Source organism: Bradyrhizobium sp. LA2.1, from assembly GCF_040547725.1.
In the GTDB taxonomy this organism is placed as follows: Bacteria; Pseudomonadota; Alphaproteobacteria; order Rhizobiales; family Xanthobacteraceae; genus Bradyrhizobium; species Bradyrhizobium barranii.
This window is the reverse complement of sequence record NZ_JBEPQI010000045.1, coordinates 1-25,380: the sequence shown is the minus strand read 5'-3', so window position 1 is coordinate 25,380 and position 25,380 is coordinate 1. Positions and strand designations below refer to the sequence as shown.

Genomic DNA, 25,380 nt, shown 5'->3' with positions numbered 1-25,380 from the left:
CCTGAATGCGGACATCACTCGGTGCAGTTGGATGTCTCGGACGGGCCATATCCGGACCAATACCCGTGCCGTTTCGAAGGATGAAAATTCACTGGCTTTCGGCTATTTTGCGTTGAGCCGCAGTTCTGTGGCGGCGATCTCGAATCGAGGTTCGCCATGACCTCCAGGTCCTCGATCAGGCGGCACGTCGCGCCGCTCGTCGCTTTTTTTCTGACCATCTGGCCGTTGGTTTCGCCGGTACATGCTGTTGAGGACGCCGGAAAGGTTGGCGTGGTGTCCTTTGGCCTGTTCGGCGATCAAGGCGTGTTTAGATCCGAGGCGACCGGCGCAGCTCAGGTCGTAGCCGGCCGTTTCGAGACTGGCCCGATCAACGTGGAGTACAATTCCAAGAAAGGCGGAAATGCAACGATCGAAGCTCTGACCAGGTCGTTGCAGGCGGCAGCCAACCGCTTGGATACCGAGAAGGATGTTCTCTTTTTGATTCTCACCTCGCATGGCTCTCCTGACGGCCTTGCAATCAAGGCGGGGCGGCTCACAGAAACGCTCACGCCATCTCGTCTCGGCGACATGCTCGCGAAAACAGGTGTGCGGCACAAGGTGGTGGTCATCTCGGCTTGTTATTCGGGGGTTTTTATCCCGCGTCTGGCGAATCCCGACGTGCTGGTCATCACCGCGGCCGATGCCAACCATCCGTCGTTCGGCTGTCAGGACAAGGCCAAGTGGACCTATTTCGGCGACGCTTTTTTCAATGTCGCGCTCCGGAAAGCGGCCAGCCTGAAGGATGCGTTTCTCGATGCGCGCTCACTCGTCCGGAAGCGAGAATTGCGGGAGCATTTCGAGCCGTCGAATCCCCTCATGGCAGGCGGCGTAGACGTGCTGCCATTGCTTGTCGCACGCCCTTGAACCCGCTGCCGATATCCCGCAATCCAATACCTCGCCAAATCAGCGCTTCTTTCTTGGCGAAGAGGAAATGGCCGACGTCAGTCTGGCCACGTTCCATCTTTTCGATAGAGAAAACTTTGGCAGCGGCGTGCAGCTAGCGCGGGGGTGCGGTGGTTGCGGGTGCGGCCATGGTGGCGGCGGGTGCGGCGGCGGCCGAGGTTGCGGTGGTGGTGGGTTTGTTGGCGTTCGTGGTTGCGGTGGCTTCCGTGGTTGCCGTGGCTTCCGTGGTTGCGGTTGCGGCGGCTGCGGGTTCAGCATCGGGTTCTATGACGACATCGGGTTCGATGACTGGGGGTATGGTGGCTGGGGGTTCGGTGGTTGCGCGGGTTGCTGCGGATCCTGGGGAGCGTGCCGCTTGTGCTAAGTCCCACCAAGGACTCTGCTAAGCTGCGATCAGCCTCTCGCTGGTTACGAGTTTAAGGTCGCCTTCGGGTCTTGGTTGTGTGAAAACGCCAGGACGTTTGGCGGCGATAGAACAAGGTATTCGTTCAAGACCGTCTTAGCGGTCAAACTCGCAAGCGCGTTCAACTTAGAGAACGAGCTGAAGAATGTAATTCTTGCCATGTTTTGATCTTCGCGTTTTTACACGGCCAGGGTCATAAGCGGTCTTGAAACAACCCGCTGTGCCTAGTCCGGTCTACCCCTTGGAGCAGACATCACAGTTGCCCGACAGAAGGACGGCTACGGGCCAATAGGGCGCATGACCATCATTTATCACCTGCTACCCGTCGCAGTCAGGTTTGTGGGTGCCGACTGTCTGTGGCAGACGCGAATTCATTCTTTAACAAAGATATGAGATTTTATCTTCCACTGCCCGTCGGGTTGGCGTTCAAGCAGTCTCACAGTGCTGCCGGAAACTGGCGCCGCCTTCTCATTCACCACTAACGTGGCCGTGAAATGGGACGTGGTATAGGCATAGTTCCCGATGGGTAGCACGTCCACAAGCTCAAGCTTATGATCTCTGACGCTTCTTCCCCGCCCAGCAAAGAAATCACGGATTGCGAGAGGGCCAGTGACGGGCTGCGCGCCAGGCGGCAACAATCTGCCGTCATCGGTATACAATGGTAATAGAGCATCGAAGTCCGCGTTGTTAATGGCAGCATCCCATTGGGCGTTCATCGACGTCAGCTTATCCGCGAGCGGATCTGCCAATCCTTGATTGGCATGGCTGACGATCAGAATAAGCGCGAATGAAGCGAGTGATATGCGAGTCATCTTTGCCTCCATTAGCTGAGATACTCAGCGCGTGAGCGTATTCGCAGCTACTGCTGGGGGAAGCGCTAGTCCAAAAAGTGGACTGGAGATGGTGTTCTCAGCTGGCTAAGACTTGATCTGCGGCCCGCAGGCGCCTCACGGCATATTTGCTGCGCGGGAACCAAGCCGGCATGCTCTTCACAAGATGGTTAGGACCGTCGATCTCAATCTTGCCGAGCTCATACGCCCGTAGCAGCGGCTGGTCGCCTATGAAAACCTGTACAAGCGTCACCATGCTCGCATAGAGGCTGATATCGACCTCGAAGCCGGGATCATTCCAGCAGAGATCGGCTTCCTTCCTCTTCACAACAAACCACCAGCGCTTCTGCCGGGCGTCCGCAATCTCGATGTACAGCACAAAGTCGGATGGAATGTACTTCAGATCGAACGAGCGGCGCATATTCCACATGAGCCGGCCCGCGTGGAGTTCATCGGGCGTGAGCTGGCTGCGCGCCCATTTGTGGCCCCAATAGCCCATTGCATCGATGATTGGCCAGGCTTCCATGGCCGCCTGAGTCGGATGGTACTCCCAATGCCCATTATCGCCTGATCGGCGTGAGACTAGCCCTGCTTCTTCTAGCGATTGCAGGCGCTTGGAGAGGAGGGTCGGCGACATCTGGGGGACGCCACGGCGAAGCTGGTTGAAGTGGTGAGAACCTAGCAATAGCTCGCGTAGCACGAGCGGAGTCCATCGCTCCGTGAGAATTTCCGCAGCTTTAGCTACGGGGCAAAATGATCCATAGCCTTTCATGCGAGAACTTTATCATCACGAGGGGCAGCCAGGTAGTTCTGTTTCTGAACCAATTGCAGGCGCGTCGGTAGAGAGGCTCTCCTGGTGCGCGAGATTTTTGAGACAGTTCAACTGTCGCAGTTTGAGGGCCTGCTAACCCACCCATAGCGCTAATCGCCCAAGCGGGGCGCTTGCATCGCATCCAGGCGGAGCTGAACCGCTGCGAATACGGCTCCTGGGGATCTGCAACAGCGGCCATGTCACATGAAGCTAACCACTCCTGCAATTAGTCGGCTTGGAGTCAAAAGCTGACGGTGTCCGACCAAGAGGCGGCGGTCTCCTGTCGCTCGATAAGCGGACATGTCGCTTAGCATCCAGTCCTTTTCTCGCGATCGCGCTCAGACGGATTGCGGGGTGCGTCTCGAGCGTTGTGGTAGCAAAGGACTTCCCGAGCTGGAGGCTTGCCCAGTCTGAAACCCATTGCGACGACGTATCGCCGCTTGGGTTTATGGTGCGCTCGGAGGGCGTTCGGATTTTGCGCGATCTCAATCGGTTAGAGAGGCGAGAAACGAACTGAGGTGCATTTCGCGCACCAAAGTGCCTTTTGGCCGAACCGCTGAAGAAGAGCCCTGCCCTATGCGAGGTCAGGTCAGACCCACCGCTCATAAAGGTCTGGTTGCAGGTTCGAGTCCTGCCGGGCCCACCAAGAATATCAGTATCTTGGTTAGTCTTCGTTGGCGTCGGCGCGACGACCGCACCAGAAACCGCACCAGATACGTGCACTTTTCGTTCGTGCACAGTTCGCGAGGGTGTCAGGCAAGCTCGCCTGCTGATGAGTGGATGCGACAGTGCATCCACGATGCCTTGCCTTTCCGGCCGACGGAGAGGGATCGACGGAAGCAGCCTTCGGCGATTATGTCGGCCATCTCCGGCAAAGCGGAAGTCGGCACACAACGCCAATCATGTCCGCTAAGGGCCACAAGCAGACATGCGCGGGGGCGACGGCACCGCGCGGTTCGTCTGTTAGCCCCCGGGGCCGTCCTTCATGATGTAGCCCATCAGGTCATCCACGTTGTGCTCCAAATCCCGGATGATGTTCTTGACGACGTCTCCGATCGAGATCACGCCCACGACCTTGCCCGCGTGCAGCACTGGCAGATGGCGAAAAGTGCGCTGAGCCATCATTGCCATGCAGCCCTCTAGCTGATCGTCCGGCTTGACCGTCACGGGGTTGCCCGTCATCACTTGGCCCACCGGCGTCTGCTTCGCATCGAGCCCGGGCAGCAGCACTTTGATGGCGCAGTCACCCTGGGTCACGATACCGACCAGCACGTCATCGTCGATGACCAGCACCGACCGAACCCGGTTGTCGCGCATCTGGCGCAAGGCTTCGATGACCATGTCGCCGGAACGAACATGGATCAGGATGCCACTCTTCTGGGCCAGAGCATTTTTTACTGTGCTCATCGATTTCCTCTCGTGGGCCCTGTCCCGCCCCCTCGATGGTGAGCATTGAAGGATAGTCGAAATATCTTGCCGCGTCAGCACCGCGCCGATGTCGCCGGCTGCTACGGCTCAAAAGCGGCCCGGTGCTAACCCGCGGCGCCAGGTCTGGTTTCAGATCGCAAGCGGACCTCTGGGCTCCCGCTTAGTGCCCGCCTCCACAGTAAGCAGCACGCCGCAGCAAATCAGCAATGGCAACCTGCTGTCGGCCAGATCAGGGCGGCATCTGCTGTCACGCCGGTGCGTGACAATTTTTGGTAGCGAAGGTCCGACTCCGTCAAATTCCCTCCCCCAAATCCCTGCCGTTTTCAGTGTTCGCGGCCAAACCAACTTAGCATTCTGAGATAACCTGGTGACTAACCGTGACCGCCTTCGGTGCACGACCAGATGATGGTTTCAGCAGTGCCGCATGACCTGGAGCGCACCAGTGCGCGGACAAATCCGCGCAGGGCGATGCAGCGGAGGCTCAAGTGCACAAGGACTTCAGCTCCGGCGGCGGGGAGCCCTTCCCCTCGAGCATCCCCAGCGCTAGCGCGGCCTCCACCCGCACGCTCGGATCCTCATCGCCCGTTAGCTGTCGGAGGGGGTGGAGGGCTTGTTCGATCCCCGGGAAGGCCGGACCGAGGCGACCGAGGTGCCAGGCCGCCAGGCTGCGGACGAAGGCAAGCTCGTTGCCCAACTCCGCGACGAGTACGGTGATCGACTCTCCACCCGACGGCACCACCCGGGCCAGGGCCGCCGCCGCCCAGACGCGCACGAACGCAACCGGGTCCTGGAGGGCAGCGGCGAGGTCGGACATAGCCTCGGTTGCCGCCGGGCCGATCTCGCCCAGGGCATATGCACCGAGGCGGCGCTGGAGCGGATCGCCGCTCGAAAGCTCCCTCACCCAGCCTGGAACGGAAGTCCCTAGGTAAGCGATCTGCGCGCTCATGGCCCGGCCCCCACTCAAGATCCCACGCCTAGCCGGCGGTCCAGGTTGAACGCGGCGCTTATCAACCCGATGTGAGTGAATGCCTGCGGGAAGTTGCCCAACGCTTCGCCACACGGACCCGTCTCCTCGGCGTACAAGCCGAGGTGGTTGGCGTAGGTCAGCATTTTCTCGAAGATGAAGCGTGCCTCCTCTGCGCGGCCCGCCCGGGCCAACGCTTCCACCAGCCAGAACGTACACATGTTGAACGTCCCCTCGCTCCCGGTCAGGCCGTCGCCAGCTCCTCTGCCGATCTCGTAGCGGTGCACTAGGCTGTCGGAAACCAGCTCCGCCATGATCCGATCCAGCGTCCCACGCATGCGGGGGTCGGTCGGCGACAGGAAAAAGACGAGCGGCATGATCAAATTGGACGCATCCACCGCGTCAGTGGCGAAATGCTGCACGAACGTCTGCCGCTCGGTGTTCCAGCCGTGCGTCATGATGGCCTCGTAGATGCGGTCCCGCTCCGCGGCCAAGCGGGCGCGGTCCAGCGGCAGACTCCGCTTCTGCGCAAGGCGGATCGCTCGGTCCAGCGCCACCCAGCACTGCACCTTGGAGTACACGAACTGCTGTTGTCCACCGCGCACCTCCCAGATGCCATCGTCGGCTCGCTCCCAGTTGCTCGCCACCCAGTCCAACATCTTGCGCACGTGGCGCCAGGAGTCATAGGCGATCGGCGTCCCATACTTGTCGTACAGGTAGACCGCATCCATCAGTTCGCCATAGATGTCCAGCTGCAGCTGGTCGGCAGCGGCGTTACCGACTCGCACTGGACGCGACCCGCGGTAGCCATCGAGGTGGTCGAGGACCTCCTCGGGCAGCTCGCGGCCACCGTCGATGCGATACATAGTCTGCAACGGGTCGCCCTGGGCGCCCTCGACGGCCCGCTGCTCCAACCAGGCCATGAACTGCTCCGCCTCCGACGTCAGCCCCAGGCGCAGGAAGGCGTAATTGGTGAAAGCGGCGTCGCGCACCCAAGTATAACGATAGTCCCAGTTGCGCACCCCGCCGATCTCCTCCGGCAGCCCGCAGGTCGGCGCCGCCACGATCGCGCCGGTCGGTGCGAACGTCAGCAGCTTCAACACCAGCGCCGAGCGGTGGACCATCTCGCGCCAGCGACCTGAATAGCTGCACTTCCTCAACCACTGCCGCCAAAAAGCCAGGGTCTGCGTCAGCGCCTCCGTGCCGACCAGCCGCGCCTCGAGCAGGACCCCATCATGAACGCTGCCGTGGCCGTTCTCCTCCACCTGGCGGAGGATGAACGTGGTCGTCTCGCCGGGGTTGAGGACGAACTCGGCAGCGACGCCGTCGCCTTGCCGACCAAGTGGGAAGCGGCTGACCAGCGAGACTTTCATGCCTTGCGCCTCGAAGATCGCTCCCCGGCCCTCCAGGATGACCTGATGGGGCCGGCGGGCGAAATCGAAAGCCGGCCGGCAGTCGAGGCGGAAACGGACAGACCCGCGGACCGCTCGCACTACTCGGACGATCTGGTGGATTTTTCTGATCTCGCACGGGCCCTGGACCGGCATGAAGTCCACGACTTCACCGACGCCCTGGTCGCTAAGAAAGCGCGTCACCAGGACGTTGCTGTCAGGCATGTACATCTGTTTGTGCTGCGCCTCGTAGAGACTAGCGATGCGGAATGAGCCCCCTTTCTGATCGTCGAGGATCGCCGCGAAAACGCTCGGCGAGTCAAAGTGCGGCAGGCAACACCAATCGATGGACCCGTCGATGCCAACCAGGGCAACGGTGTGCAGGTCGCCGATGACGCCGTAGGACTCGATCGGCTTGTAGCCCATGATCTCGTCTCCTCCGCTCGCTCGACGCTGATCGAGCCCCACGATCATCAATCCCTTGAGGCAGCGAAACGACACAACGATATTCGTCTTTTGCTCGCAATTTCGCGCGCGGTCCTCGCCAGTAACATTTCTTAACTTCCGAACCAGCTGAGATGGACGAAGAACGTCGTTTGCATCCGGATCAACTGCTCCGCACTTTCAATAGCTCGACAGGCGACTAAGGTCGCCGGTCCCGATTATCGGCAGCCCCGTGGCACGAACGTGCCAGTTTCGATGTTGATGTACCACCAATCCTAGCACGCCCCGCGTGAGCTCGCCGAGGCTCTTCCGAGAAGCCGGCGACGAACTAGGAGTTTCGCTCAAGTCCTGGAGTGCTGCCTAGAAGTCACTTTCGCACTTTCCTCTCAGACGCAGTATGCGCCAATCTCAATCAGAATTCGGATCGCCTCCGCCGACCGTGACATTCAGCGCTCCTTCCTATGGTGGGCCGGTTCAAAGAACTCCGGCGCCATAGTGGAACATGCCTAAGCGAATAGGTCAGCGTTTCAGACGCACATCCGTTCGCGTGCCGAACTGTCATAACGCGAGAGGGATCGTTGCTTCTCCGAAGAAGTCGCGCTACCAGTGGGCAGGTATGCGCACGGACCTTGAAGGCGTTGACGATAAAGATGCCTTAGTCCGAAGTGTCCCGAGTTCGGTTCTTACCGCAGGCGGTGGCAGGCCGAAGCTGAAGGGGCGAGACCATGAGCGCCGTCCTTCCGATCATTTGCCTCGCAAGGCATGGCGAGACGGCGTGGAGCCTCTCAGGCCAGCATACAGGCCTCACAGACTTGCCTCTCACTGAGCGCGGCGAACTCAATGCGCAGAGTTTGGGCTCGCGGTTGCTGGGTTTCACTTTCGCAAAAGTGTTCACAAGCCCCCTGAAGCGAGCGGTCCGGACGTCGGAGTTAGCTGGTTTCGGAGTCGAGGCGGAGCCCGACTGCGATCTGCTGGAATGGAATTACGGCCAATACGAGGGGCGTCGCACAAAGGAAATCCATGAAGAGCGTCCAGGCTGGCAATTGTTTCGCGACGGCTGTCCAGGAGGAGAAGCACCGAATCAAGTCGGCGCCCGGGCTGATCGCATTGTGGAGCGTGTTCGCAACGTCCCAGGTAACGTGTTATTGTTTTCGAGCGGACATTTTCTCCGAGTTTTGACAGCACGCTGGTTAGGCCTCGATGCGGAGGCCGGACGACTCTTTACGCTCGACACTGCAAGCCTGAGCATACTCGGGTACGAACACGATCAGTCAGAGCCAGCGGTCCGACTGTGGAATGACACCGGGCACGTCGAAGGTCGGTTCCCACCAGCCTTCGCGCACTGAGATGGAAGTGCCAGTCGGAGTAACATAGACTTGAATATGCGCGTGCGTGCAAGGCGCGCAGGGTGAGCATATTGCAGAGAGTAGCGTAAGGGTAAGACCGATGAACCAGGTCGTCTTTCTGGTCGATGTCGACAATACGCTTCTCGATAACGATCGTATCCAGGCTGATATCAAGGCCTACCTCGAGCGCCGGTTCGGAGCCCCCTGTCGCGATCGGTACTGGGCAATTCTCGAGGAGTTGTTCGAAGAACTGGGCTATCGAGACTATCTCGGTGCGCTCCAGCGGTACCGCATCGAACACCCGCAGGACATGCACTTATTGTCCATGTCGTCATTCCTGGTCGATTACCCGTTCGCCAATCGGCTGTACCCGGGATCCCTGGATGTGCTCGAACGACTACGTCAGTGGGGCCCAACCGTCCTTCTCACCGATGGCGACGTCGTCTTTCAACCCCGGAAGGTCGAGCGCTCCGGACTTTTGGAGGCAGTCAACTCACACGTGCTGATCTACATCCACAAGGAACTCGCGCTCGATAATGTTGAGGCTCGCTATCCGGCGCTGCACTACGTTCTGGTTGATGATAAGCCGCGTATCCTTGCCGCGGTCAAAGAGGCTTGGGGCAACCGCGTCACCACCGTCCTTCCCCGACAAGGACAATATGCGCATGACGCGAACGCCCTCGCCTCCTTCGCTACACCCGACGTGACGGTGGACCGGATCGGAGATCTGCTCGACTGTGATCTGGGACGTCTGCTTGCGGCAGCCCCACGACTCGAAGCCATGCGGAGGTGAAGCGATGAAGGGAACGCAAAAACTCCACGAACTCGGACAGAGCGTTTGGCTCGACAACATCACCCGCGACCTGCTGAACAGCGGCACGTTGAGGCGCTACATCACCGACTTGTCGCTGACGGGACTCACATCTAACCCCACAATCTTCGACCATGCGATCAAGAACAGCTCTCACTATGATTCAGCTATCCGCAGCAAGCTCTCGGAGGGAAAGTCGGGCGAGACGTTATTCTTCGAACTCGCAATCGACGATCTAGCCCAGGCAGCAGACCTGTTCCGTCCGATTTGGGACCGCACCAACGGTGTAGACGGGTGGGTCTCGCTCGAGGTCTCGCCCCTTCTCGCGCATGACACGGCCAGCACAATCGCGGCGGCCAAGGAACTGCATGCGCAGGCGAAACGCCCCAACCTCTTCATCAAGATACCCGGTACACGAGAAGGATTGCCCGCCATCGAAGAAACGATCTTTGCCGGCGTGCCTGTGAATGTGACGCTATTGTTCAGCCGGGAGCACTATCTCGCTGCCGCCGAGGCATATCTGCGCGGCATCGAGCGGCGGATCGCAGCCGGTCTAACTCCAAATGTTGGATCCGTTGCGTCGGTCTTCGTCAGCCGCTGGGATGCCGCCGTAGCGAACCAAGTGCCCGCGCAATTGCGCAATCAGCTCGGTATTGCAATCGCGAAACGAACCTACAAGTCGGCTTGCGAGTTGCTCTCCTCGGCTCGTTCGCGGCGCATCTACAACGAGGGTGGGCGGCCACAGCGCCTGTTATGGGCGAGCACAGGAACCAAGGATCCGGCAGCGTCTGATGTTTTGTACGTCAAGGCGCTGGCCGCGCCGCTCACGGTGAACACCATGCCGGAAGGTACGGTGAAGGCCCTGGCTGATCACGGCGAGATTGGAGAGATTTTGCCGTCCGATGGCGGCGATTCCGAAGAGGCACTCTCGCAATTCGCGAAGGCCGGCGTCGACATCGAAGCGCTAGCAGCGACATTGCAGGATGAGGGCGCCAAATCGTTTGTCAAATCCTGGAACGAGTTGATGAGTGTCATCTCCGCCAAGACCGAGGTACTCAAGAAGGCAAGCTAAATTCCAAGCGGGACAAAGGTCTTCCATGAACATACTGGTCATTGACGTGGGCGGCACCCACGTCAAGATCCTTGCCTCCGGCGAAAAAGTGAAGCGAGAAATTGACTCCGGGTCGACAATGACAGCCCGGAAGTTGGTATCGAGCGTCAAAAAGCTGGCCGATGGCTGGGAATATGACCTGATCTCGATTGGCTATCCGGGCCCGGTCGTGCATGACCGTCCTATGGCGGAGCCTCACAATCTGGGAAAAGGCTGGACGGGCTTCGACTTCGCTGCGGCATTCAAACTACCGACGAAAGTCATCAACGATGCGGCGATGCAGGCACTCGGCAGCTACCAGAGCGGCAAAATGTTGTTTCTCGGGCTAGGGACGGGACTCGGCTCGGCGATGATCGTCGATGGCATCGTGCAGCCGATGGAGCTTGGACACTTACCGTACAAGAGGGGGATCTATGAGGACTATGTCGGCGCGCACGCGCTGGAGGAACTTGGCAAGAAAGCATGGCGGAAGCACGTCGAAGATGTCGTTGAATATCTGGTTGCGGCACTCCAACCGGAGGACGTCGTGCTGGGCGGCGGCAACGCCAAACTATTGAAAACACTGCCGCCATTATGCCGGCTTGGCGACAATGCCAACGCATTCAAGGGTGGATTCCAGCTGTGGGACGGTCCGCCAAAGGGAAAGATCACTCGCTCGCGCAAACAAACTGCACAAGCCGCGATGGCGCGTTAGACAGGAGCGATGAATGGCAACGGCCACGAATACGGTCACCGAGCTTCCTGCCTGGCAGGCCCTGTCCGCCCATTTTCGGAAGATCGACCGCTTGCATCTGCGCGAGCTCTTTGCTCAAGACCCCAAACGCGGCGAGCGCTTGACGGTCGAAGCAGCGGGACTCTATCTCGACTATTCGAAGAACCGGATTACCGACGAAACGCTGGCTCTGCTGTTGCAACTGGCCCAACAGTCCGGGCTCCGCGCGCGGATCGATGCGATGTTCGCAGGCGAGAGGATCAACGTTTCCGAAAAGCGGGCCGTCCTGCACGTCGCGCTCCGCGCGCCGAAGGGGCAATCGATCCCGGTCGATGGCGAGGACGTTGTGCCCCAGGTCCATTCGGTGCTCGACCGCATGGCCGATTTTTCCAATCGCGTACGCGGCGGTGCGTGGCGCGGCCACACCGGGAAGCCAATCCGCAACATCGTCAGCATCGGCATCGGCGGCTCCGATCTGGGGCCGGTGATGGCCTACGAGGCGCTCAAGCATTACAGCGACCGCGCCATGACGTTCCGGTTCGTCTCCAACGTGGACGGCACCGATTTTGCGGAAGCGATCCGCGATCTCGATCCAGCGGAGACGCTGTTCATTATCTCTTCCAAAACCTTCACAACCCTTGAGACCATGACCAACGCCAGGAGCGCGCGCAGCTGGTCGCTCGCGGGGCTTGGGGGCGACGAGGAGTCGGTCGCGAAGCATTTCGTTGCGGTGTCGACAAACGCGAAGGAAGTGACGAAGTTCGGCATCGACACCTCCAGCATGTTTGGCTTCTGGGACTGGGTTGGTGGTCGATACTCCATGGATTCGGCGATCGGACTTTCGACGATGCTTGCCATCGGTCCCGACAACTTTCGCGCCATGCTCGGCGGTTTCCATGAAATAGACGAGCATTTCCACACCGCGCCGTTCGAGCGCAACCTGCCGGTACTAATGGGGCTGCTTGCCATCTGGAATAATAATTTCTTCGGCGCGCAGACCGTAGCGGTGCTGCCTTACGAGCAATACCTGAAACGGTTCCCTGCTTATCTCCAACAGTTGACGATGGAGAGCAACGGCAAGCACGTCACGCTCGAGGGTCATCCTCTCAGCTACGACACGGGTCCGATTTATTGGGGTGAGCCCGGGACCAACGGTCAACATTCGTTCTACCAACTCATTCACCAGGGCACCCGCCTCATTCCATGCGACTTCATTGCCTTTCACACGACCCTCAACCAACTTGGAGAGCAACACGACATGTTGCTCGCCAACGTCTTCGCGCAGGGCGAAGCGCTCGCATTCGGCAAGACACGTGACGAAGTAAGGGCAGAGGGATCTGCCGATTGGCTCGTTCCACATCGCGTGTTCGAGGGAAACCGACCGTCCAATACGATACTGCTGGAACAGCTGACACCCGCGGCGCTCGGCAAACTCGTCGCACTGTACGAGCACAACGTCTTCACTCAGGGTGCAATTTGGCAAGTCGATTCATTCGACCAATGGGGCGTCGAACTCGGCAAGGTGCTGGCGCAGCGCATCATTCCGGAACTCACCAGCGAAGCCGAACCCAAATTCGGCCATGACAGCTCGACCAATGCGTTGATCCGCAGACATCGCGCATTCAGGGACAAGTTGCACTAGACACTCATCTCGACACGCCACGTTAACAGCGCACGGGGGAGAGATAATAACGCCGCAGCAAAAACACAGGAGCCACTCATGCAACTCGGAATGATCGGCCTCGGCCGAATGGGCGCCAATATGGTGCGAAGACTTGTCCGGCATGGTCACCAATGTGTCGTCTTCGACATGTCGCCGAACGCCGTTGCGGAACTGGTGAAAGACAACGCGACGGGAAGCTCCTCGCTCTCGGATTTCGTGAAGAAGCTCGAAAAGCCGCGCGCGATCTGGTTGATGGTTCCCGCGGCCGTCGTGGATAAATCGATCGGCGATCTGCTGCCGCTGATTGAAGCCGGCGACACGCTGATCGACGGCGGCAACTCCTACTACATCGATGACATCAGGCGTTCCAAGGAACTGGCGCAGAAGGGCATCAATTATGTAGATGTCGGTACCAGCGGCGGTGTGTGGGGTCTTGAGCGCGGCTACTGCATGATGATCGGTGGCCCTGACCAGGCAGTGCAGCGGCTGGATTCGGTCTTCAAGACCCTTGCTCCGGGTGTCGGCGAAATCCCACGCACGCCGGGACGAGAGCGCGCCGCCGGCGGCACCTCCGAGCATGGCTACCTCCACTGCGGGCAGAACGGAGCCGGTCATTTCGTCAAGATGGTCCATAACGGTATCGAGTACGGGCTGATGGCGGCGTATGCCGAGGGGCTTGGTATCCTGCGCGCGGCGAACATTGGCAAGCAGACGCACGCATCGGACGCCGAAACAACGCCGCTTCGCATTCCCGAGCACTACCAGTATGACCTGAATCTGCCCGAGATCGCAGAAGTGTGGCGGCGCGGCAGCGTGGTTGCCTCGTGGCTTCTCGACTTGACAGCAACGGCGTTGCTGGAAGATCCAGCGCTTTCCAAATTCGCAGGGCGCGTATCCGACTCCGGCGAAGGACGCTGGACCATCGCAGCAGCGATCGACGAGGCAGTCCCCGCTCCGGTGCTGACGACGGCGCTTTACGAGCGCTTCAGTTCTCGCGGCGAAGCCGATTTCCAGAACAAGCTGCTTTCGGCGATGCGCTACGAGTTCGGTGGACACCTGGAAAAAGGCAGCCAGTGAGAGACCCAGATGGCCTTGAGCGAACCCAGATCCGACGCATTGGTATTTTTCGGCGCAACCGGCGATCTTGCCTACAAGAAGATTTTTCCGTCGCTGCAAGCCATGCTGAAGCGGGGCCACCTCGATGTGCCCGTCATCGGCGTCGCGAAGGCCGGCTGGACCCTCGACCAACTCAAGGCCCGAGTACGAGATAGCCTCGAAAAGCACGGCGGCCTCGACGCCGCTGCGTTTGACAAGCTAGCCGGTCTTTTACGTTACGTAGACGGCGACTATGCCGATCCGACTACGTTCGACGCCCTTCGCAAGCAGCTCGGTTCGGCGCAGCGGCCGGCACATTATTTGGCGATCCCACCCGCATTGTTTGCAACCGTGGTGGAGCGGCTCGACACTGCCGATTGCACAAACGGCGCGCGCGTGATTGTGGAGAAGCCATTCGGGCATGATCTCGTCTCCGCACGCAACCTCAACAGGATTCTGCTCGCCAGGTTCGACGAAGATCACATCTTCCGCATCGACCACTATCTTGGAAAGCGACCTGTTCACAACATGGTCTTCTTTCGCTTCGCAAACGCGTTCCTGGAGTCGTTCTGGGACCGCAAGTTCGTGAGTAGCGTGCAGATCACGATGGCGGAGAATTTCGGCGTGCAGGGTCGCGGCGCGTTCTATGACCAAACCGGCACAATTCGCGACGTTATCCAAAATCATCTGTTTCAGGTTTTGGCCAATCTGGCGATGGAGCCACCGGCGCGATCGGACAGCGAATCGCTGCGTGACGAGAAGGCCAAGGTTCTCAGATCGATCCCGCCGATCGCTGAGAACGAATTGGTGCGCGGACAGTTTCGCGGCTACCGGCAGGAGCCGGGCGTTGCTCCGGAGTCGCAGGTGGAGACGTTCGCCGCGCTCCGGCTGGAGATCGACTCCTGGCGCTGGCAGGGAGTACCATTTTACATCCGTGCCGGGAAATCGCTTCCCGTGACTTGCACGGAGGTGATCGTACGCCTTCGTGAGGCGCCGCGGATCTTCCCCCATTGCGCCGCAATACCGAATTACTTGCGGTTTCGCATCAATCCCGACATGGCCATTGCTCTCGGCACGATGGTGATGGACGAGGATGATCGAGAAATCGGGGAGCCTGTCGAATTGCTGGCCAGCCGGCGCCCTGGCCCAGAGGAGATGGATGCATATGAACGCGTGCTCGGCGACGCGATGAACGGCGATCGGACGCTGTTTGCACGACAGGACTACGTCGAAGAAGCCTGGCGGATTGTCGATCCGGTCTTGAAGAAGACGACACCCGTCTACGAATACCATGCCGGAAGCTGGGGGCCTCACGAAGTGGACAAGAATGTCGCGCCGCCGGGCGGCTGGCACAACCCGACGGTACTGTAGCGCGGAGGGTGAGGAATGTAGATCGAAGCGCTCCTCGATCCCGGCTCTGTTGCTCGATGGCGGCGGTTCGCTGACGATGCACGCACGCCGGTTGGCGCGCCAGCGGCCATGTAATCGACACCCGCGGGAGGAAATCAACCATGACCGACGTCGAACTCGACCAACTCGCGATCAACACCATCCGCACACTGTCGATCGATGCGGTGCAGGCCGCGAACTCCGGTCATCCCGGCACGCCGATGGCGCTTGCTCCACTTGTCTATACGCTCTGGAACCGGGTCATGCGTTTCGATCCACAAGATCCGATCTGGCCCGGCCGCGACCGCTTCGTGCTGTCGAACGGCCACGCGTCGATGCTGCTGTGGTCGGTGCTCCACCTCACGGGCACGCAGGCCGTGAATGCCGAGTACGAAACGCTGGGCAGGCCCGCTGTCACCCTCGACGATATCCGACGCTTTCGCCAGCTTGGGAGTCACGCGCCGGGGCATCCCGAATACCACCTGGTGTCCGGCGTGGAAACGACCAGTGGCCCGCTCGGACAAGGCATTGCGACCAGCGTCGGTATGGCAATCGCGCAGCGCTGGCTCGCTGCGCGATACAACAAGCCGGACTTTGCCATCTTCGACTACGATATTTACGCCGTATGCGGCGACGGCTGCCTGATGGAAGGCATCAGCTCGGAAGCGGCGTCGCTGGCCGCCCACCTCGGCCTCGATAACCTGTGCTGGATCTACGACAACAATCATATCACGATAGAAGGCAGCACACGGCTGGCCTTCACGGAAGATGTAGCCGTCCGTTTCACTGGCTATGGCTGGAACATCCTGTACGTCAGTGATGCCAACGATATCGCGGGCATCGAACGGGCCTTGACGACGTTCCGCGACACGAAAGGCCGCCCGACGCTGGTGATGCTCAGTAGCCACATCGGATATGGCTCGCCACATCGTCACGATACTGCTGCGGCACATGGCGAGCCGCTCGGTGTTGAAGAAGTCAAACTCACTAAACGCGCTTATGGTTGGCCCGAAGAATCGAATTTCCTGGTGCCTGACGGCGTTCTCGAACAATTCGCCGCCGACGTCGGGGTGCGAGGCGCAGAAGCCCATCGCAAGTGGCGGGAGCTGTTCGCCGATTACCGTTCAAAGTATCCAGCCCTGGCGACTGAGATCGACCAGATGCAACAGCGCACGCTTCCGCAAGGCTGGGACCGCGACCTGCCGGTATTCCCGCCGGATTCGAAGGGCGTTGCGGGTCGTGAGGCGTCGGGAAAGGTCCTGAACGTTCTGGCGCAAAACATTCCCTGGTTAATCGGCGGTTCGGCCGATCTGGGTCCATCGACCAAGACGCTCTTGACCTATGAAGGCGCAGGCGATCTTCAGGCCGCCACACCGGATGGCAAGAATTTGCATTTCGGCATCCGCGAGCATGCGATGGCGGCAATCCTGAACGGTCTCGCACTGTCGAAACTGCGGCCGTTCGGCGCGACATTCCTGATCTTCAGCGATTACGCTCGGCCCGCGATGCGACTCGCTGCGCTGATGGAATTACCGGTGGTGTTTGTTTTTACCCATGATGCCATGGGCGATGGCGAAGATGGCCCAACGCACCAACCGATCGAGCATCTCGCCTCAATGCGAGCAATGCCAGGTCTGACGCTGTTCCGGCCCGGGGATGCCAACGAAGTGGTTGAGGCCTATCGCTACATCATGCAGCTTCGTCATCGGCCAGCCTTGTTGGCGCTGTCTCGCCAACCATTACCGATCCTCGATCGCAGCAAGTACGCATCGGCATCCGGGGCGGCGCGAGGCGCCTACGTGCTCGCCGATCCTCCTGAGGGTAAGCCGGATATAATCTTGATTGCCACCGGCAGCGAGTTGAGTCTCGCGGCCGACGCTCATGAGAGACTTCGCTTGGATGGTATCCGCTCGCGTGTGGTCTCGATGCCGTCCTGGGATGTCTTCGAACGCGAGACCCAGGAATACCGCGATGCCGTCTTGCCACCTGAGGTCACGGCCCGCGTTGCAGTCGAGCAGGCGTCCACGTTCGGCTGGGAGCGGTACGTCGGGAGGACTGGCCGAGTCATTGGCATGCACACTTTTGGCGCTTCCGCTCCGCTGAAGGCGTTGCAGCAGGAGTTCGGATTCACCGTGGATCATATCATCGCAACGGTTAAGGCGCTGTTGCAGCCCTCGAATGCCGCATAGCATGGACGATGTCGGGCAAACCGGTCCGCCCCCTTCGGCCGAGCATGCAAGGCTTGCCGACTCCTCGCCCGATACTCCCGGCGACTGGAAAGCGATCGGGCCTTACGTCAGTGATCGGGCTTGGGGAACCGTGCGCGAAGACTACAGTGCCGATGGACAAGCCTGGCAATATTTCCCCCACGAACACGCGCGCTCGCGCGCTTATCGGTGGAACGAGGACGGTCTTGCCGGCCTTTGCGATCGATCGCAGCGCCTGTGTTTTGCTCTCTCCTTTTGGAATGGACGTGACCCCTTCCTGAAGGAACGTATCTTCGGTCTCAGTGGTCCAGAAGGAAATCACGGCGAGGACGCTAAAGAGTACTGGTGGTATATCGACGCAACACCGACCAGCTCGTGGCTTCGTTGGCGTTACCACTACCCCCAAGCGGAGTTTCCCTACGCCTTGCTTCGGCAGGAGAACGCAAGGCGCAACAGGGACGAGCCCGAATTTGAACTCCTGGATACCGGTATTTTCGAAGGGGATCGTTACTGGCAGATCACGGCGGATTACGCCAAAGCATCACCTGACGACATATGCATGCGCATCAGCGTTCGAAACGCCGGACCCGATCCGGCTGAGCTTCAGGTGCTTCCGACACTGTGGTTCCGCAATCGCTGGTCCTGGGAGGCTGGCATCGCACGGCCGATTATCCAGGCGGCTACTGAGACTGGCAACGTCGGCGCGATCGCTGAAGAAGAACTGCTTGGCCGCTGGCGCTTCACTGCCGGGGTGGATTCGGCCGGAAAGCCGCCGTCGCTACTGTTCTGTGAAAACGAAACCAATGCCCGATACCTGTATGGCGTCACCACTGAGCAGACCTATCCAAAGGACGGCATCAACGACCATGTCGTTCACGGTGCGGCGACCGTAAATCCTGCGAGGCGGGGTACAAAAATGGCCTGCTGGTATCGCCTCAAAGTCGCCGGCGGCGAAACGGTCGAGCTCAGGCTTCGCCTGGCACGTGATGGACGCGACCAGGCCGCGAACCTCGGAGCAGACTTCGAGCGGATCCATACCGACCGGAGGCGCGAAGCCGACGAGTACTATACCGCGCTGACTCCTGACGACGCGAGTGAGGAGGAGGCCGTAGTAATGCGGCAGGCGTTCGCTGGCATGCTGTGGAGCCAGCAGTTTTACCATTACGACGTCGCGCGCTGGCTCGACGGCGACATCATAGGTCCGCCCGAACCACGTGCGTCCGGTCGCAACGCGGGCTGGCGCCATCTCAACAACCACGACATCATCGCCATGCCCGACAAATGGGAATATCCATGGTATGCCTCATGGGACCTCGCCTTCCATTGCGTGGTGCTGGCGCACATCGACCCCTCAGCAGCGAAACATCAACTGCTGCTGCTGGCACGCGAATGGTACATGCACCCGAACGGCCAGTTGCCGGCGTATGAATGGAATTTCGGAGACGTGAATCCGCCAGTTCAGGCGTGGGCCACGCTTGCGGTGTTCCGGATCGATGGTGGCACCGATTTCGACTTTCTGGCTCGCGCGTTTCAAAAGCTCTTGATCAATTTCACCTGGTGGGTAAATCGAGAAGACGCGTGTGGCGACAACGTGTTCGAGGGCGGCTTTCTCGGGCTCGACAACATCGGCCCGTTCGACCGCTCGCAAATGCACCCTGACGGCGATGTACTGGAGCAGTCGGATGGCACCGCCTGGATGGCTAAGTTCTGTCTCAACATGCTGGAGATGGCACTCCTGCTTGCCAACCACGAGCCTAGCTACGAGGACGTCGCGGTAAAGTTCTTCGAGCATTTCGCCCTAATCGCGGCCGCTATGAACAAGCTGTGGGACGACCAAGACGGCTTTTTCTATGATCGGCTTCGCAAGCGCGACGGCTCGACTTTCACGGTGCGCGCACGTTCTATGGTTGGACTGTTACCAATCTTTGCGGCCGTCCAGCTCGATGCAGCGCTGTGGGACCGACTGCCGATGTTCCGCAAGCGCGCGCGCTGGTACGTCGATAACAAGCCTGGCCTTACAGAATTCCTGCACACGCCTGCGACCAATGGACGCCCTCGGCTGATCTCGCTGGTGGGCAAGTCGCGCATGAAGCGGATTCTCGCGTGTATGCTCGACGAATCGGAGTTTCTCTCACCTTACGGGCTACGCTCGCTGTCGCGTTACCACCGTGAGCATCCGCTCGTCGTTAACATGGACGGACATGTCGCTCGTCTCGACTATGAGCCGGGCGCATCTCGGACCGCTCTGTTCGGCGGCAATTCCAACTGGCGCGGACCGATCTGGTTTCCGCTCAATTTTCTCGCGATCGAGTCGCTACGACATCTTCATACCAACCTTGGCGAAGATTTTACCGTTGAACTGCCGACAGGATCGCGTAGGCAGGCAAGTCTCGAGCAAGTGGCCGAAGAGCTCGAGCGCCGACTGCTCAGATTGTTCCTCCGAGACTCAGACGGCCGACGACCAGCACTGGGATCGGATTCACGCTTCCAGCGCGATGGGGCATGGCGCGATTCTTTGGTATTCTACGAATACTTTCACGGCGATACCGGTGAAGGACTTGGCGCTTCGCATCAGACCGGATGGACGGCTCTGGCCGGTGCACTGGTGGCCAATCGGCGGTTTCGAAGTGGTCGGAAGTAACAGTGGAAGATCGCCTCGCTGCGCGGTTTTCGCGATTGCATTCGACCGCACAAGCATCGCTTGGGAAAAAAATGAATTGGCCGATCGCTTCGCAGATCACCAGCGCGTTTCCGTCAGGCGGCATACAACATAACAACGTTAATCGTCTTCTGCTGATGTCTAGCTCCGAGCACCATCTCTCTAGCGTTCCGATGGCCTTCCTAATTTCCCGACAGGATTGACCAACTTTGCGCGCCGCCCTCCTCGCCCTCACCGCTCGTCGCGGCCTCACCGGCCTTCCCGCTCTATCCTCAGGCCAGGTGTGCACCGCGCGTTGCGTCACACCATCCCGCGTGACGGTCGTACCTTCCGTGTGCTAGACCGCGCCATCAACATTGATGGAGCGCCGCCTTGGCCAAGAAGACAAAGAAGACTGTTCGTCGCGAGTGGACTGCTGCCGATATCAGAGACTTGAAGGCGCACTCCAAGGCGCGGACGCCTGTCGTCAAAATAGCCAAGATGACCAAGCGAACCGAGGGCGCGCTCCGTCAGAAGGCGCTCGTATTGGGAGTTGGTTTAGGCCATCAGCGGTGATTGGACCGCTGGCTTGATCGCACCAAGTTCGTTGAGCGAGCCCGCCAGAATTCGATATTGTTTTAACGCTCGCATCTGCCGATCAGGTGCAGACTGCTGCGTCCGTCAGGGCTGCCGGAGAGCTTTTGCGGCCTTTGGGTTGAGGGCTCGCCTTCCCAGCCCCGGCGGGCCCTCCTCAGTAAGAACAGCTGACGCATTTAATTGTCTCAAAGTGTGACATCGACGACATTGCGCCCCGCCCCGCGCTGTAGGCTTCATCTCGCCGGGGCTGGACCCATATTTCACTTATAAATTTTAACCCGGCAGCAGGCCGCAGTGGTTCGCCGCTGCGGCCTTTCTGTTGAACAACACAATGGGCGCATCACCCGATTCGTAGATTTTCCGCCGAGTCTTTTCCGCGATTGTTCACGACGTCGAAACTAACCTTGGCTCCCTCTGCGAGTGAGGTGAAACCAGCCTTCTCGACTGCCGAGATATGGACAAACACATCTTTGCCGCCGTTGTCAGGTTGAATGAACCCGTAGCCCTTCGTCGGGTTGAACCACTTTACCGTCCCCATTGCCACTTAACTTCTCCATTTTCCAAAAAGCAAAACTAGTGCCCGAATTTCGACGAAAGAAAGGCTGGTCGCAACCGCGCTCATGCGCCGGAGGTGTACGCGAGCCGAGGATGTCGTTTTACGTCGTGTGAACCTCTTCACATGGGTATGACATCAAGACGGTTAATCTCCAGTCGCTGGCGAGAGGTTTCAGTTACAGCGGGAGGCGGCCGTGGCAGCAGACACAAAGGCGGACGACTGGTTTATTGCTGCGCACGTGCTGAGGGTACGCACGTCGTCGGGCACCGCATCGATATCGTTTAAGATTGGCAGCAGAGTAGCTAATATCGCAGCACTTTTAGGTTGCTCCGGTCCAATCTCTGGAAGCGGTGTTTCGGACACGGACTTCCAACTAGATTCGCAACTTATGCGCAACATCAGCGGTCCATGGTCATTGAAGGACGTCAAGGGCCACCGAGGTGACGTCACGCAAAACGTGTCATTTTTTCCTGATGCGTTGTCGGGCGCGGCGTTTAATAAGAGCGGAAGCGTCTTTTTTAATTTCGAGATACCAAACCCGAGCTCCATGACCTTTACGATCAAGGGCCAGTGGATGGTAAAGATGGTCCTCAATCTTGGCACGACGTTTGTAATTTAGTCCGATCCTCGCGTCTTGACATGAAAGTTAGTCGAACAGGTCATCGGCTTCTTCCGCTGGGCACACGCCTTCGCTTGTCGGGCAGTTCCTCCCTCATTTAGCCAACACTAAGGTTTCTTGCCTCGGTTTTCCTTTTCCGGTGTCCTGACGGCGCGGCCCGTCAGTTATGGGAAGCAACCAGCTGCGCACACCGAGGACACACGCCGTCGGCCGCATCCGTGAGTTGGCGCACAATCTCCTCCATGAGATCTTCACGCTCCCAACACGTGCCGTCACTCCGGGTGATGCTTCTGGCGCGGTAATAAGCATGGGTTTCGGCGTCGCCGTCTCCGACGCGGATCATGACCTCTGGATGGAAAGGACAGAATGCTATAGCACGCGTTGTCAGCAATGCATAGCGCATGGTCGATTCGAGATCGTCGGTGAGGAGCGGCATCATAGCCTCCTACTTCGGGCCGCAAGCGTCTGTGAGCGCGCAAGCAAAGGCGCAGCTAAATTCTGACTCTCCCTTGCGCGCTTGACCTCGGCGTCCTCAGCGTCGCGCGGCACAATGCACTGCGCGACGCCATAGCGATTACTTTCGCTCCGCGTCAGCCTCCTGCTCAAGCCGCACAATATGTGCGCGCAGCGTGTCAAACCGCTCCTCGGCAACGTCGCTGAATAGCGGGTCATTGTGACTCGTTGCGACTGAAGCGATCTCAGTCCAATCTTGAGGCTTGAGAACCTTAAGTGCCACGGGAAAAAAATCGCGATCTTCCATCCTCATGTGACGGCGCTCGTGTGCGATAAAATCCCGAACGATAAGATCCACATCTTCGCGCAGAATCTCACGTTCCGCGAGAACGCTGTCGACCGCCTGAGCGACGCGGCGTAAAAGTTGGGGCCCTTTCTGGTGTTCGCGAGCTAGATCGCCGACCTTCGCAGCAGCCGACGGATCTCGTGCCCTCAGCTTGGCAAATACCAAGTCTTCCTGAGGATGATGATAAACTTCTGGGTAGACTTCGAAGTAACTGATAACCGCGTGAATGACTTCGTAGTCAGCACGGTCGCCGCGGTCGAATACCTCGAGTTCCCGCTCGAGGATGGCCAGCAGCTTCTCAATGTTGAGATGCTCTTTGGATAAGCGCTCTATGATCATGGCAGAGCTCCATAAACCGCTCTCAACATAGTCTTTGGTCCGGTGTCAGCATTTGCGACAGATCAATCCGAGATAACTTAAATCGGCCGTCGGCTTTCCCGACGGCAGTCTCAGCCGCGCCCTCAACTCCAGCTCAACCTCGACCGGCTCCTTGTCGCAACCGATCAGCGACACCGTGGCCCGCGACCAAGTGGGCATGCGCGGAATTTCGATCGGCCAAGCGCTGCAGCCAACGCGATCTTCAGGTCGCGCAGTTCGTACGGGTCGTGCGGGCCGCGCCGCATGTCGAGGCCTTATTAAAATATTCGGATCGCCTCGGCGTCGGTCGTTCGAAAATCCCACGCTGCGGAGGACGGCGCGAGAAAAAGGCAGTTTCATAAAGGCCCCTCCTCTCATGTAGACGCATCACGACCTTCTGAGGTTGCGAGAACTCGACGACCGGCTCGCTTCCGCACCTGAAACCGGGCTGGAGGCGCTTCGGGCGCGCGGTCGCGTCCTGCTCATCTGCGAGGCACTTGCCGAGCATGGCCGTTACTTCGACGCAGGAGTTTCTGCATGAGATTTACCGAAATCAACCTGTTCGGTGTCTACGTTGCGCCGGTCTCAATCTTGATGATCGGAGCCTGGATCATCACCGTCATACTCCGTCGGATCGCTAACCGCGCGGGTTTGCTGCGGCATGTCTGGCATCCCGCGCTGTTCGTGTTTGCCGTGTACATCATGGTTCTCGCGTCCTCGATCCTGATCCTTGCCGAGTGAGTTGTCATGACCGTAGCTGAAGTCACATCAAAGCGCACCGAAACGGGCGACGACCACGACAAGACCGCCCCGTCGCCTCCGCCGGAATCGCGCGCTGTCAGGCAGCGCATAACGATGGGTCCATTTCTGATCACGCTGGCAGCGGTCGTGCTTGCCGGGCTGCTCGGTTGGAAGATGTGGGACGCCTACATGGGAGCACCGTGGACGCGCGACGCGACCGTGCGCGCCTATGTGGTGACGATGGCCCCCGAGGTCGCCGGGCGCATCGTCGAGCTACATGTGGTCGACAACAAATACGTTCACAGGGGTGATCTGCTGCTGGTGATCGATCCCACCAACTACAGGATCGCGGTCAGCCAATCCGAGGCAGCGGTGCAGCAGGCGCAGGCGAACGTGCATAGCATCGACGCTCAAATGAACGTCCAGCAGGCGCAGATCAATGCAAGCGAGGCACAGTTACGGCTGGGGCGCGCCGCGCTCGTATTTGCACAGCAACAGGCCCAACGTTACCAAAAACTGGCGAAGGACGGTTATGGCACCGTTCAGAATGCCGAGCAGTTTACGTCCCAGCTGCATCAGCAGGAGGCGACGGTGCAGTCTGCGCAGGACAGCCTCAATCAGGCGCTGCGGCAGGTCGAGACGCTGAAAGCGCAGCGCCTGAGTGCCGAGGCAGGTCTTGCGCAAGCCAAAGCCCAGCTCAACCAGGCGCAGGTGAACCTCGAACGCACGCGCATTCTCGCTCCAGTCGACGGTTACGTGACGAACTTGCTGGCGCAGCTTGGCGACTACATCAATGTCGGCGTAAACACCATTTCTCTTGTCGACGCCGATTCATTCTGGGTCGACGGATATTTCGAGGAGACGAACCTTGCTCCTATCCGCGTGGGCGATCCGACTCAAATCAAGCTGATGGGTCACGCTCAAATCGTGCGTGGTCACGTCGACAGCATCGCCCGCGCAATCAACGTCGCGAACGCGCAGCCCAACGGTCAAGGCGTTGCGACCGTCAATCCCATATTCACGTGGGTACGCCTGGCCCAACGCATCCCGGTTCGCATCCATATCGATGAGGTGCCCCGGGCGTCGTGCTCACGGCCGGCATGACTGCCACGATTGAGATAGACGATCGAGGTCGTGCCTCAACCAGGTGAGGCACAGGCCTGTTGGGTCAACGGCTAGAACAACGTGGGCAGCCACGCAGCAATCCACCACCGAACCAAGGAGACAGACAGGTGGCTTTATCTACCGAATCGCAGTCTTGGTTGTCGTGCGAGGCAGTAGGGTGACCACTCTGATCGCGCAGATGTCCGATTTGCTCGCCCCAATATCCAAATCTACGACGCGCGCATAGCCGGCCCCAATGGGTCTGCACGCGGTATCTCGTTGGTGTGAACGGTGCAGAAACAAAGGCAGTGGCGGAGAGAGTGTCAGTCGTAAGCGCGAATTTCCCTGCACCTTTTGCTTTTGGGTGCTCTGATGCATGAGGTGTCCACCAAAATAGGTGGACACCTTGTGATGGCAGACGA

The 25,380-nt window shown here is 59.3% G+C and carries 22 protein-coding genes; 14 read left to right on the top strand and 8 right to left on the bottom strand.

The genetic code is table 11. From position 1 onward, the window contains the following. Window positions 1-156 precede the first annotated feature (156 nt). Window positions 157-903 carry a C13 family peptidase gene (locus tag ABIB95_RS44965; protein WP_354248904.1) on the top strand — a complete coding sequence of 249 codons (747 nt, stop codon included), beginning with the start codon at window positions 157-159 and terminating at the stop codon, window positions 901-903. Between the two features lie 813 nt (window positions 904-1,716). Here ABIB95_RS44965 and ABIB95_RS44960 read toward each other — a convergent pair. The 5 genes from ABIB95_RS44960 to ABIB95_RS44940 form a co-directional block, all read right to left on the bottom strand. Then, entirely contained in the window at window positions 1,717-2,157 is a 441-nt protein-coding gene (locus ABIB95_RS44960) for a YybH family protein (protein WP_354248903.1), read from the bottom strand. Window positions 2,158-2,254: 97 nt separating this feature from the next. After that, on the bottom strand, window positions 2,255-2,947 hold the full coding sequence (locus ABIB95_RS44955; protein ID WP_354248902.1) for a winged helix-turn-helix transcriptional regulator: 693 nt from the start codon (window positions 2,945-2,947) through the stop codon (window positions 2,255-2,257). A gap of 1,002 nt (window positions 2,948-3,949) precedes the next feature. Beyond that, window positions 3,950-4,393 (bottom strand): CBS domain-containing protein, encoded by a 444-nt coding sequence (locus ABIB95_RS44950; protein WP_354248901.1) that lies wholly within the window; start codon window positions 4,391-4,393, stop codon window positions 3,950-3,952. A 502-nt stretch (window positions 4,394-4,895) separates the two neighbouring features. After that, entirely contained in the window at window positions 4,896-5,360 is a 465-nt protein-coding gene (locus tag ABIB95_RS44945) for a HEAT repeat domain-containing protein (protein ID WP_354248900.1), read from the bottom strand. A 14-nt stretch (window positions 5,361-5,374) separates the two neighbouring features. Further along, window positions 5,375-7,195 (bottom strand): glycoside hydrolase family 15 protein, encoded by a 1,821-nt coding sequence (locus ABIB95_RS44940; RefSeq protein WP_354248899.1) that lies wholly within the window; start codon window positions 7,193-7,195, stop codon window positions 5,375-5,377. A gap of 743 nt (window positions 7,196-7,938) precedes the next feature. Here ABIB95_RS44940 and ABIB95_RS44935 point away from each other — a divergent pair. The 10 genes from ABIB95_RS44935 (at window position 7,939) to ABIB95_RS44890 (ending at window position 20,761) form a co-directional block, all read left to right on the top strand. Then, on the top strand, window positions 7,939-8,559 hold the full coding sequence (locus ABIB95_RS44935; RefSeq protein ID WP_354248898.1) for a histidine phosphatase family protein: 621 nt from the start codon (window positions 7,939-7,941) through the stop codon (window positions 8,557-8,559). A 100-nt stretch (window positions 8,560-8,659) separates the two neighbouring features. Further along, window positions 8,660-9,352, top strand: a complete 693-nt coding sequence (locus ABIB95_RS44930; RefSeq protein ID WP_354248897.1) for an HAD family hydrolase — start codon at window positions 8,660-8,662, stop codon at window positions 9,350-9,352. Between the two features lie 4 nt (window positions 9,353-9,356). Then, the gene (tal, locus tag ABIB95_RS44925; RefSeq protein ID WP_354248896.1) at window positions 9,357-10,442 is read left to right on the top strand and encodes a transaldolase; all 1,086 of its coding nucleotides are present in this window, start codon (window positions 9,357-9,359) and stop codon (window positions 10,440-10,442) included. 25 nt (window positions 10,443-10,467) lie between these two features. Next, window positions 10,468-11,175 (top strand): ROK family protein, encoded by a 708-nt coding sequence (locus tag ABIB95_RS44920; RefSeq protein ID WP_354248895.1) that lies wholly within the window; start codon window positions 10,468-10,470, stop codon window positions 11,173-11,175. A gap of 13 nt (window positions 11,176-11,188) precedes the next feature. After that, window positions 11,189-12,835 carry a glucose-6-phosphate isomerase gene (pgi, locus tag ABIB95_RS44915; protein ID WP_354248894.1) on the top strand — a complete coding sequence of 549 codons (1,647 nt, stop codon included), beginning with the start codon at window positions 11,189-11,191 and terminating at the stop codon, window positions 12,833-12,835. A gap of 78 nt (window positions 12,836-12,913) precedes the next feature. After that, window positions 12,914-13,933, top strand: coding sequence for a phosphogluconate dehydrogenase (NAD(+)-dependent, decarboxylating) (gene gnd / locus ABIB95_RS44910; protein ID WP_354248893.1), 1,020 nt, complete (start codon window positions 12,914-12,916; stop codon window positions 13,931-13,933). Window positions 13,934-13,948: 15 nt separating this feature from the next. Continuing rightward, window positions 13,949-15,322 (top strand): glucose-6-phosphate dehydrogenase, encoded by a 1,374-nt coding sequence (gene zwf / locus ABIB95_RS44905; RefSeq protein WP_479711476.1) that lies wholly within the window; start codon window positions 13,949-13,951, stop codon window positions 15,320-15,322. Between the two features lie 140 nt (window positions 15,323-15,462). Further along, window positions 15,463-17,529 (top strand): transketolase, encoded by a 2,067-nt coding sequence (tkt, locus tag ABIB95_RS44900; protein WP_354248892.1) that lies wholly within the window; start codon window positions 15,463-15,465, stop codon window positions 17,527-17,529. 1 nt (window position 17,530) lies between these two features. Continuing rightward, window positions 17,531-20,188, top strand: a complete 2,658-nt coding sequence (locus ABIB95_RS44895) for an MGH1-like glycoside hydrolase domain-containing protein (protein WP_354248891.1) — start codon at window positions 17,531-17,533, stop codon at window positions 20,186-20,188. Window positions 20,189-20,578: 390 nt separating this feature from the next. Then, a complete protein-coding gene (locus ABIB95_RS44890) occupies window positions 20,579-20,761 on the top strand; it encodes a hypothetical protein (RefSeq protein ID WP_028154091.1) in 183 nt (60 codons plus the stop codon). A 361-nt stretch (window positions 20,762-21,122) separates the two neighbouring features. Here the strand turns inward: ABIB95_RS44890 and ABIB95_RS44885 are convergent, their stop codons facing one another. Beyond that, complete coding sequence (locus ABIB95_RS44885) at window positions 21,123-21,326, bottom strand: cold-shock protein (protein WP_028141284.1); 204 nt, start codon at window positions 21,324-21,326, stop codon at window positions 21,123-21,125. Between the two features lie 205 nt (window positions 21,327-21,531). On the opposite strand from ABIB95_RS44885, the gene ABIB95_RS44880 reads away from it, so the two are divergent. Further along, window positions 21,532-21,957, top strand: a complete 426-nt coding sequence (locus tag ABIB95_RS44880; protein ID WP_028154089.1) for a hypothetical protein — start codon at window positions 21,532-21,534, stop codon at window positions 21,955-21,957. Window positions 21,958-22,117: 160 nt separating this feature from the next. Here ABIB95_RS44880 and ABIB95_RS44875 read toward each other — a convergent pair whose 3' ends face one another. Both ABIB95_RS44875 and ABIB95_RS44870 read right to left on the bottom strand, forming a co-directional pair. Next, a complete protein-coding gene (locus ABIB95_RS44875; protein WP_354248890.1) occupies window positions 22,118-22,393 on the bottom strand; it encodes a hypothetical protein in 276 nt (91 codons plus the stop codon). 138 nt (window positions 22,394-22,531) lie between these two features. After that, window positions 22,532-23,095, bottom strand: coding sequence for a hemerythrin domain-containing protein (locus ABIB95_RS44870; RefSeq protein WP_354248889.1), 564 nt, complete (start codon window positions 23,093-23,095; stop codon window positions 22,532-22,534). A 555-nt stretch (window positions 23,096-23,650) separates the two neighbouring features. On the opposite strand from ABIB95_RS44870, the gene ABIB95_RS44865 reads away from it, so the two are divergent. Together ABIB95_RS44865 and ABIB95_RS44860 are read left to right on the top strand one after the other, a co-directional pair. Beyond that, window positions 23,651-23,854: a DUF1656 domain-containing protein gene (locus ABIB95_RS44865; RefSeq protein WP_208084739.1), complete on the top strand. Its 204-nt coding sequence runs from the start codon at window positions 23,651-23,653 to the stop codon at window positions 23,852-23,854. A gap of 6 nt (window positions 23,855-23,860) precedes the next feature. Then, complete coding sequence (locus tag ABIB95_RS44860) at window positions 23,861-24,958, top strand: HlyD family secretion protein (RefSeq protein ID WP_354248888.1); 1,098 nt, start codon at window positions 23,861-23,863, stop codon at window positions 24,956-24,958. Window positions 24,959-25,380 lie beyond the last annotated feature (422 nt).

Coding starts and splice junctions, on each gene's coding strand:
- ABIB95_RS44965 (WP_354248904.1), top strand. CDS start 157: ATGACCTCCAGGTCCTCGATCAGGCGGCACGTCGCGCCGCTCGTCGCT.
- ABIB95_RS44960 (WP_354248903.1), bottom strand. CDS start 2,157: ATGACTCGCATATCACTCGCTTCATTCGCGCTTATTCTGATCGTCAGC.
- ABIB95_RS44955 (WP_354248902.1), bottom strand. CDS start 2,947: ATGAAAGGCTATGGATCATTTTGCCCCGTAGCTAAAGCTGCGGAAATT.
- ABIB95_RS44950 (WP_354248901.1), bottom strand. CDS start 4,393: ATGAGCACAGTAAAAAATGCTCTGGCCCAGAAGAGTGGCATCCTGATC.
- ABIB95_RS44945 (WP_354248900.1), bottom strand. CDS start 5,360: ATGAGCGCGCAGATCGCTTACCTAGGGACTTCCGTTCCAGGCTGGGTG.
- ABIB95_RS44940 (WP_354248899.1), bottom strand. CDS start 7,195: ATGGGCTACAAGCCGATCGAGTCCTACGGCGTCATCGGCGACCTGCAC.
- ABIB95_RS44935 (WP_354248898.1), top strand. CDS start 7,939: ATGAGCGCCGTCCTTCCGATCATTTGCCTCGCAAGGCATGGCGAGACG.
- ABIB95_RS44930 (WP_354248897.1), top strand. CDS start 8,660: ATGAACCAGGTCGTCTTTCTGGTCGATGTCGACAATACGCTTCTCGAT.
- tal (WP_354248896.1), top strand. CDS start 9,357: ATGAAGGGAACGCAAAAACTCCACGAACTCGGACAGAGCGTTTGGCTC.
- ABIB95_RS44920 (WP_354248895.1), top strand. CDS start 10,468: ATGAACATACTGGTCATTGACGTGGGCGGCACCCACGTCAAGATCCTT.
- pgi (WP_354248894.1), top strand. CDS start 11,189: ATGGCAACGGCCACGAATACGGTCACCGAGCTTCCTGCCTGGCAGGCC.
- gnd (WP_354248893.1), top strand. CDS start 12,914: ATGCAACTCGGAATGATCGGCCTCGGCCGAATGGGCGCCAATATGGTG.
- tkt (WP_354248892.1), top strand. CDS start 15,463: ATGACCGACGTCGAACTCGACCAACTCGCGATCAACACCATCCGCACA.
- ABIB95_RS44895 (WP_354248891.1), top strand. CDS start 17,531: ATGGACGATGTCGGGCAAACCGGTCCGCCCCCTTCGGCCGAGCATGCA.
- ABIB95_RS44875 (WP_354248890.1), bottom strand. CDS start 22,393: ATGCCGCTCCTCACCGACGATCTCGAATCGACCATGCGCTATGCATTG.
- ABIB95_RS44870 (WP_354248889.1), bottom strand. CDS start 23,095: ATGATCATAGAGCGCTTATCCAAAGAGCATCTCAACATTGAGAAGCTG.
- ABIB95_RS44865 (WP_208084739.1), top strand. CDS start 23,651: ATGAGATTTACCGAAATCAACCTGTTCGGTGTCTACGTTGCGCCGGTC.
- ABIB95_RS44860 (WP_354248888.1), top strand. CDS start 23,861: ATGACCGTAGCTGAAGTCACATCAAAGCGCACCGAAACGGGCGACGAC.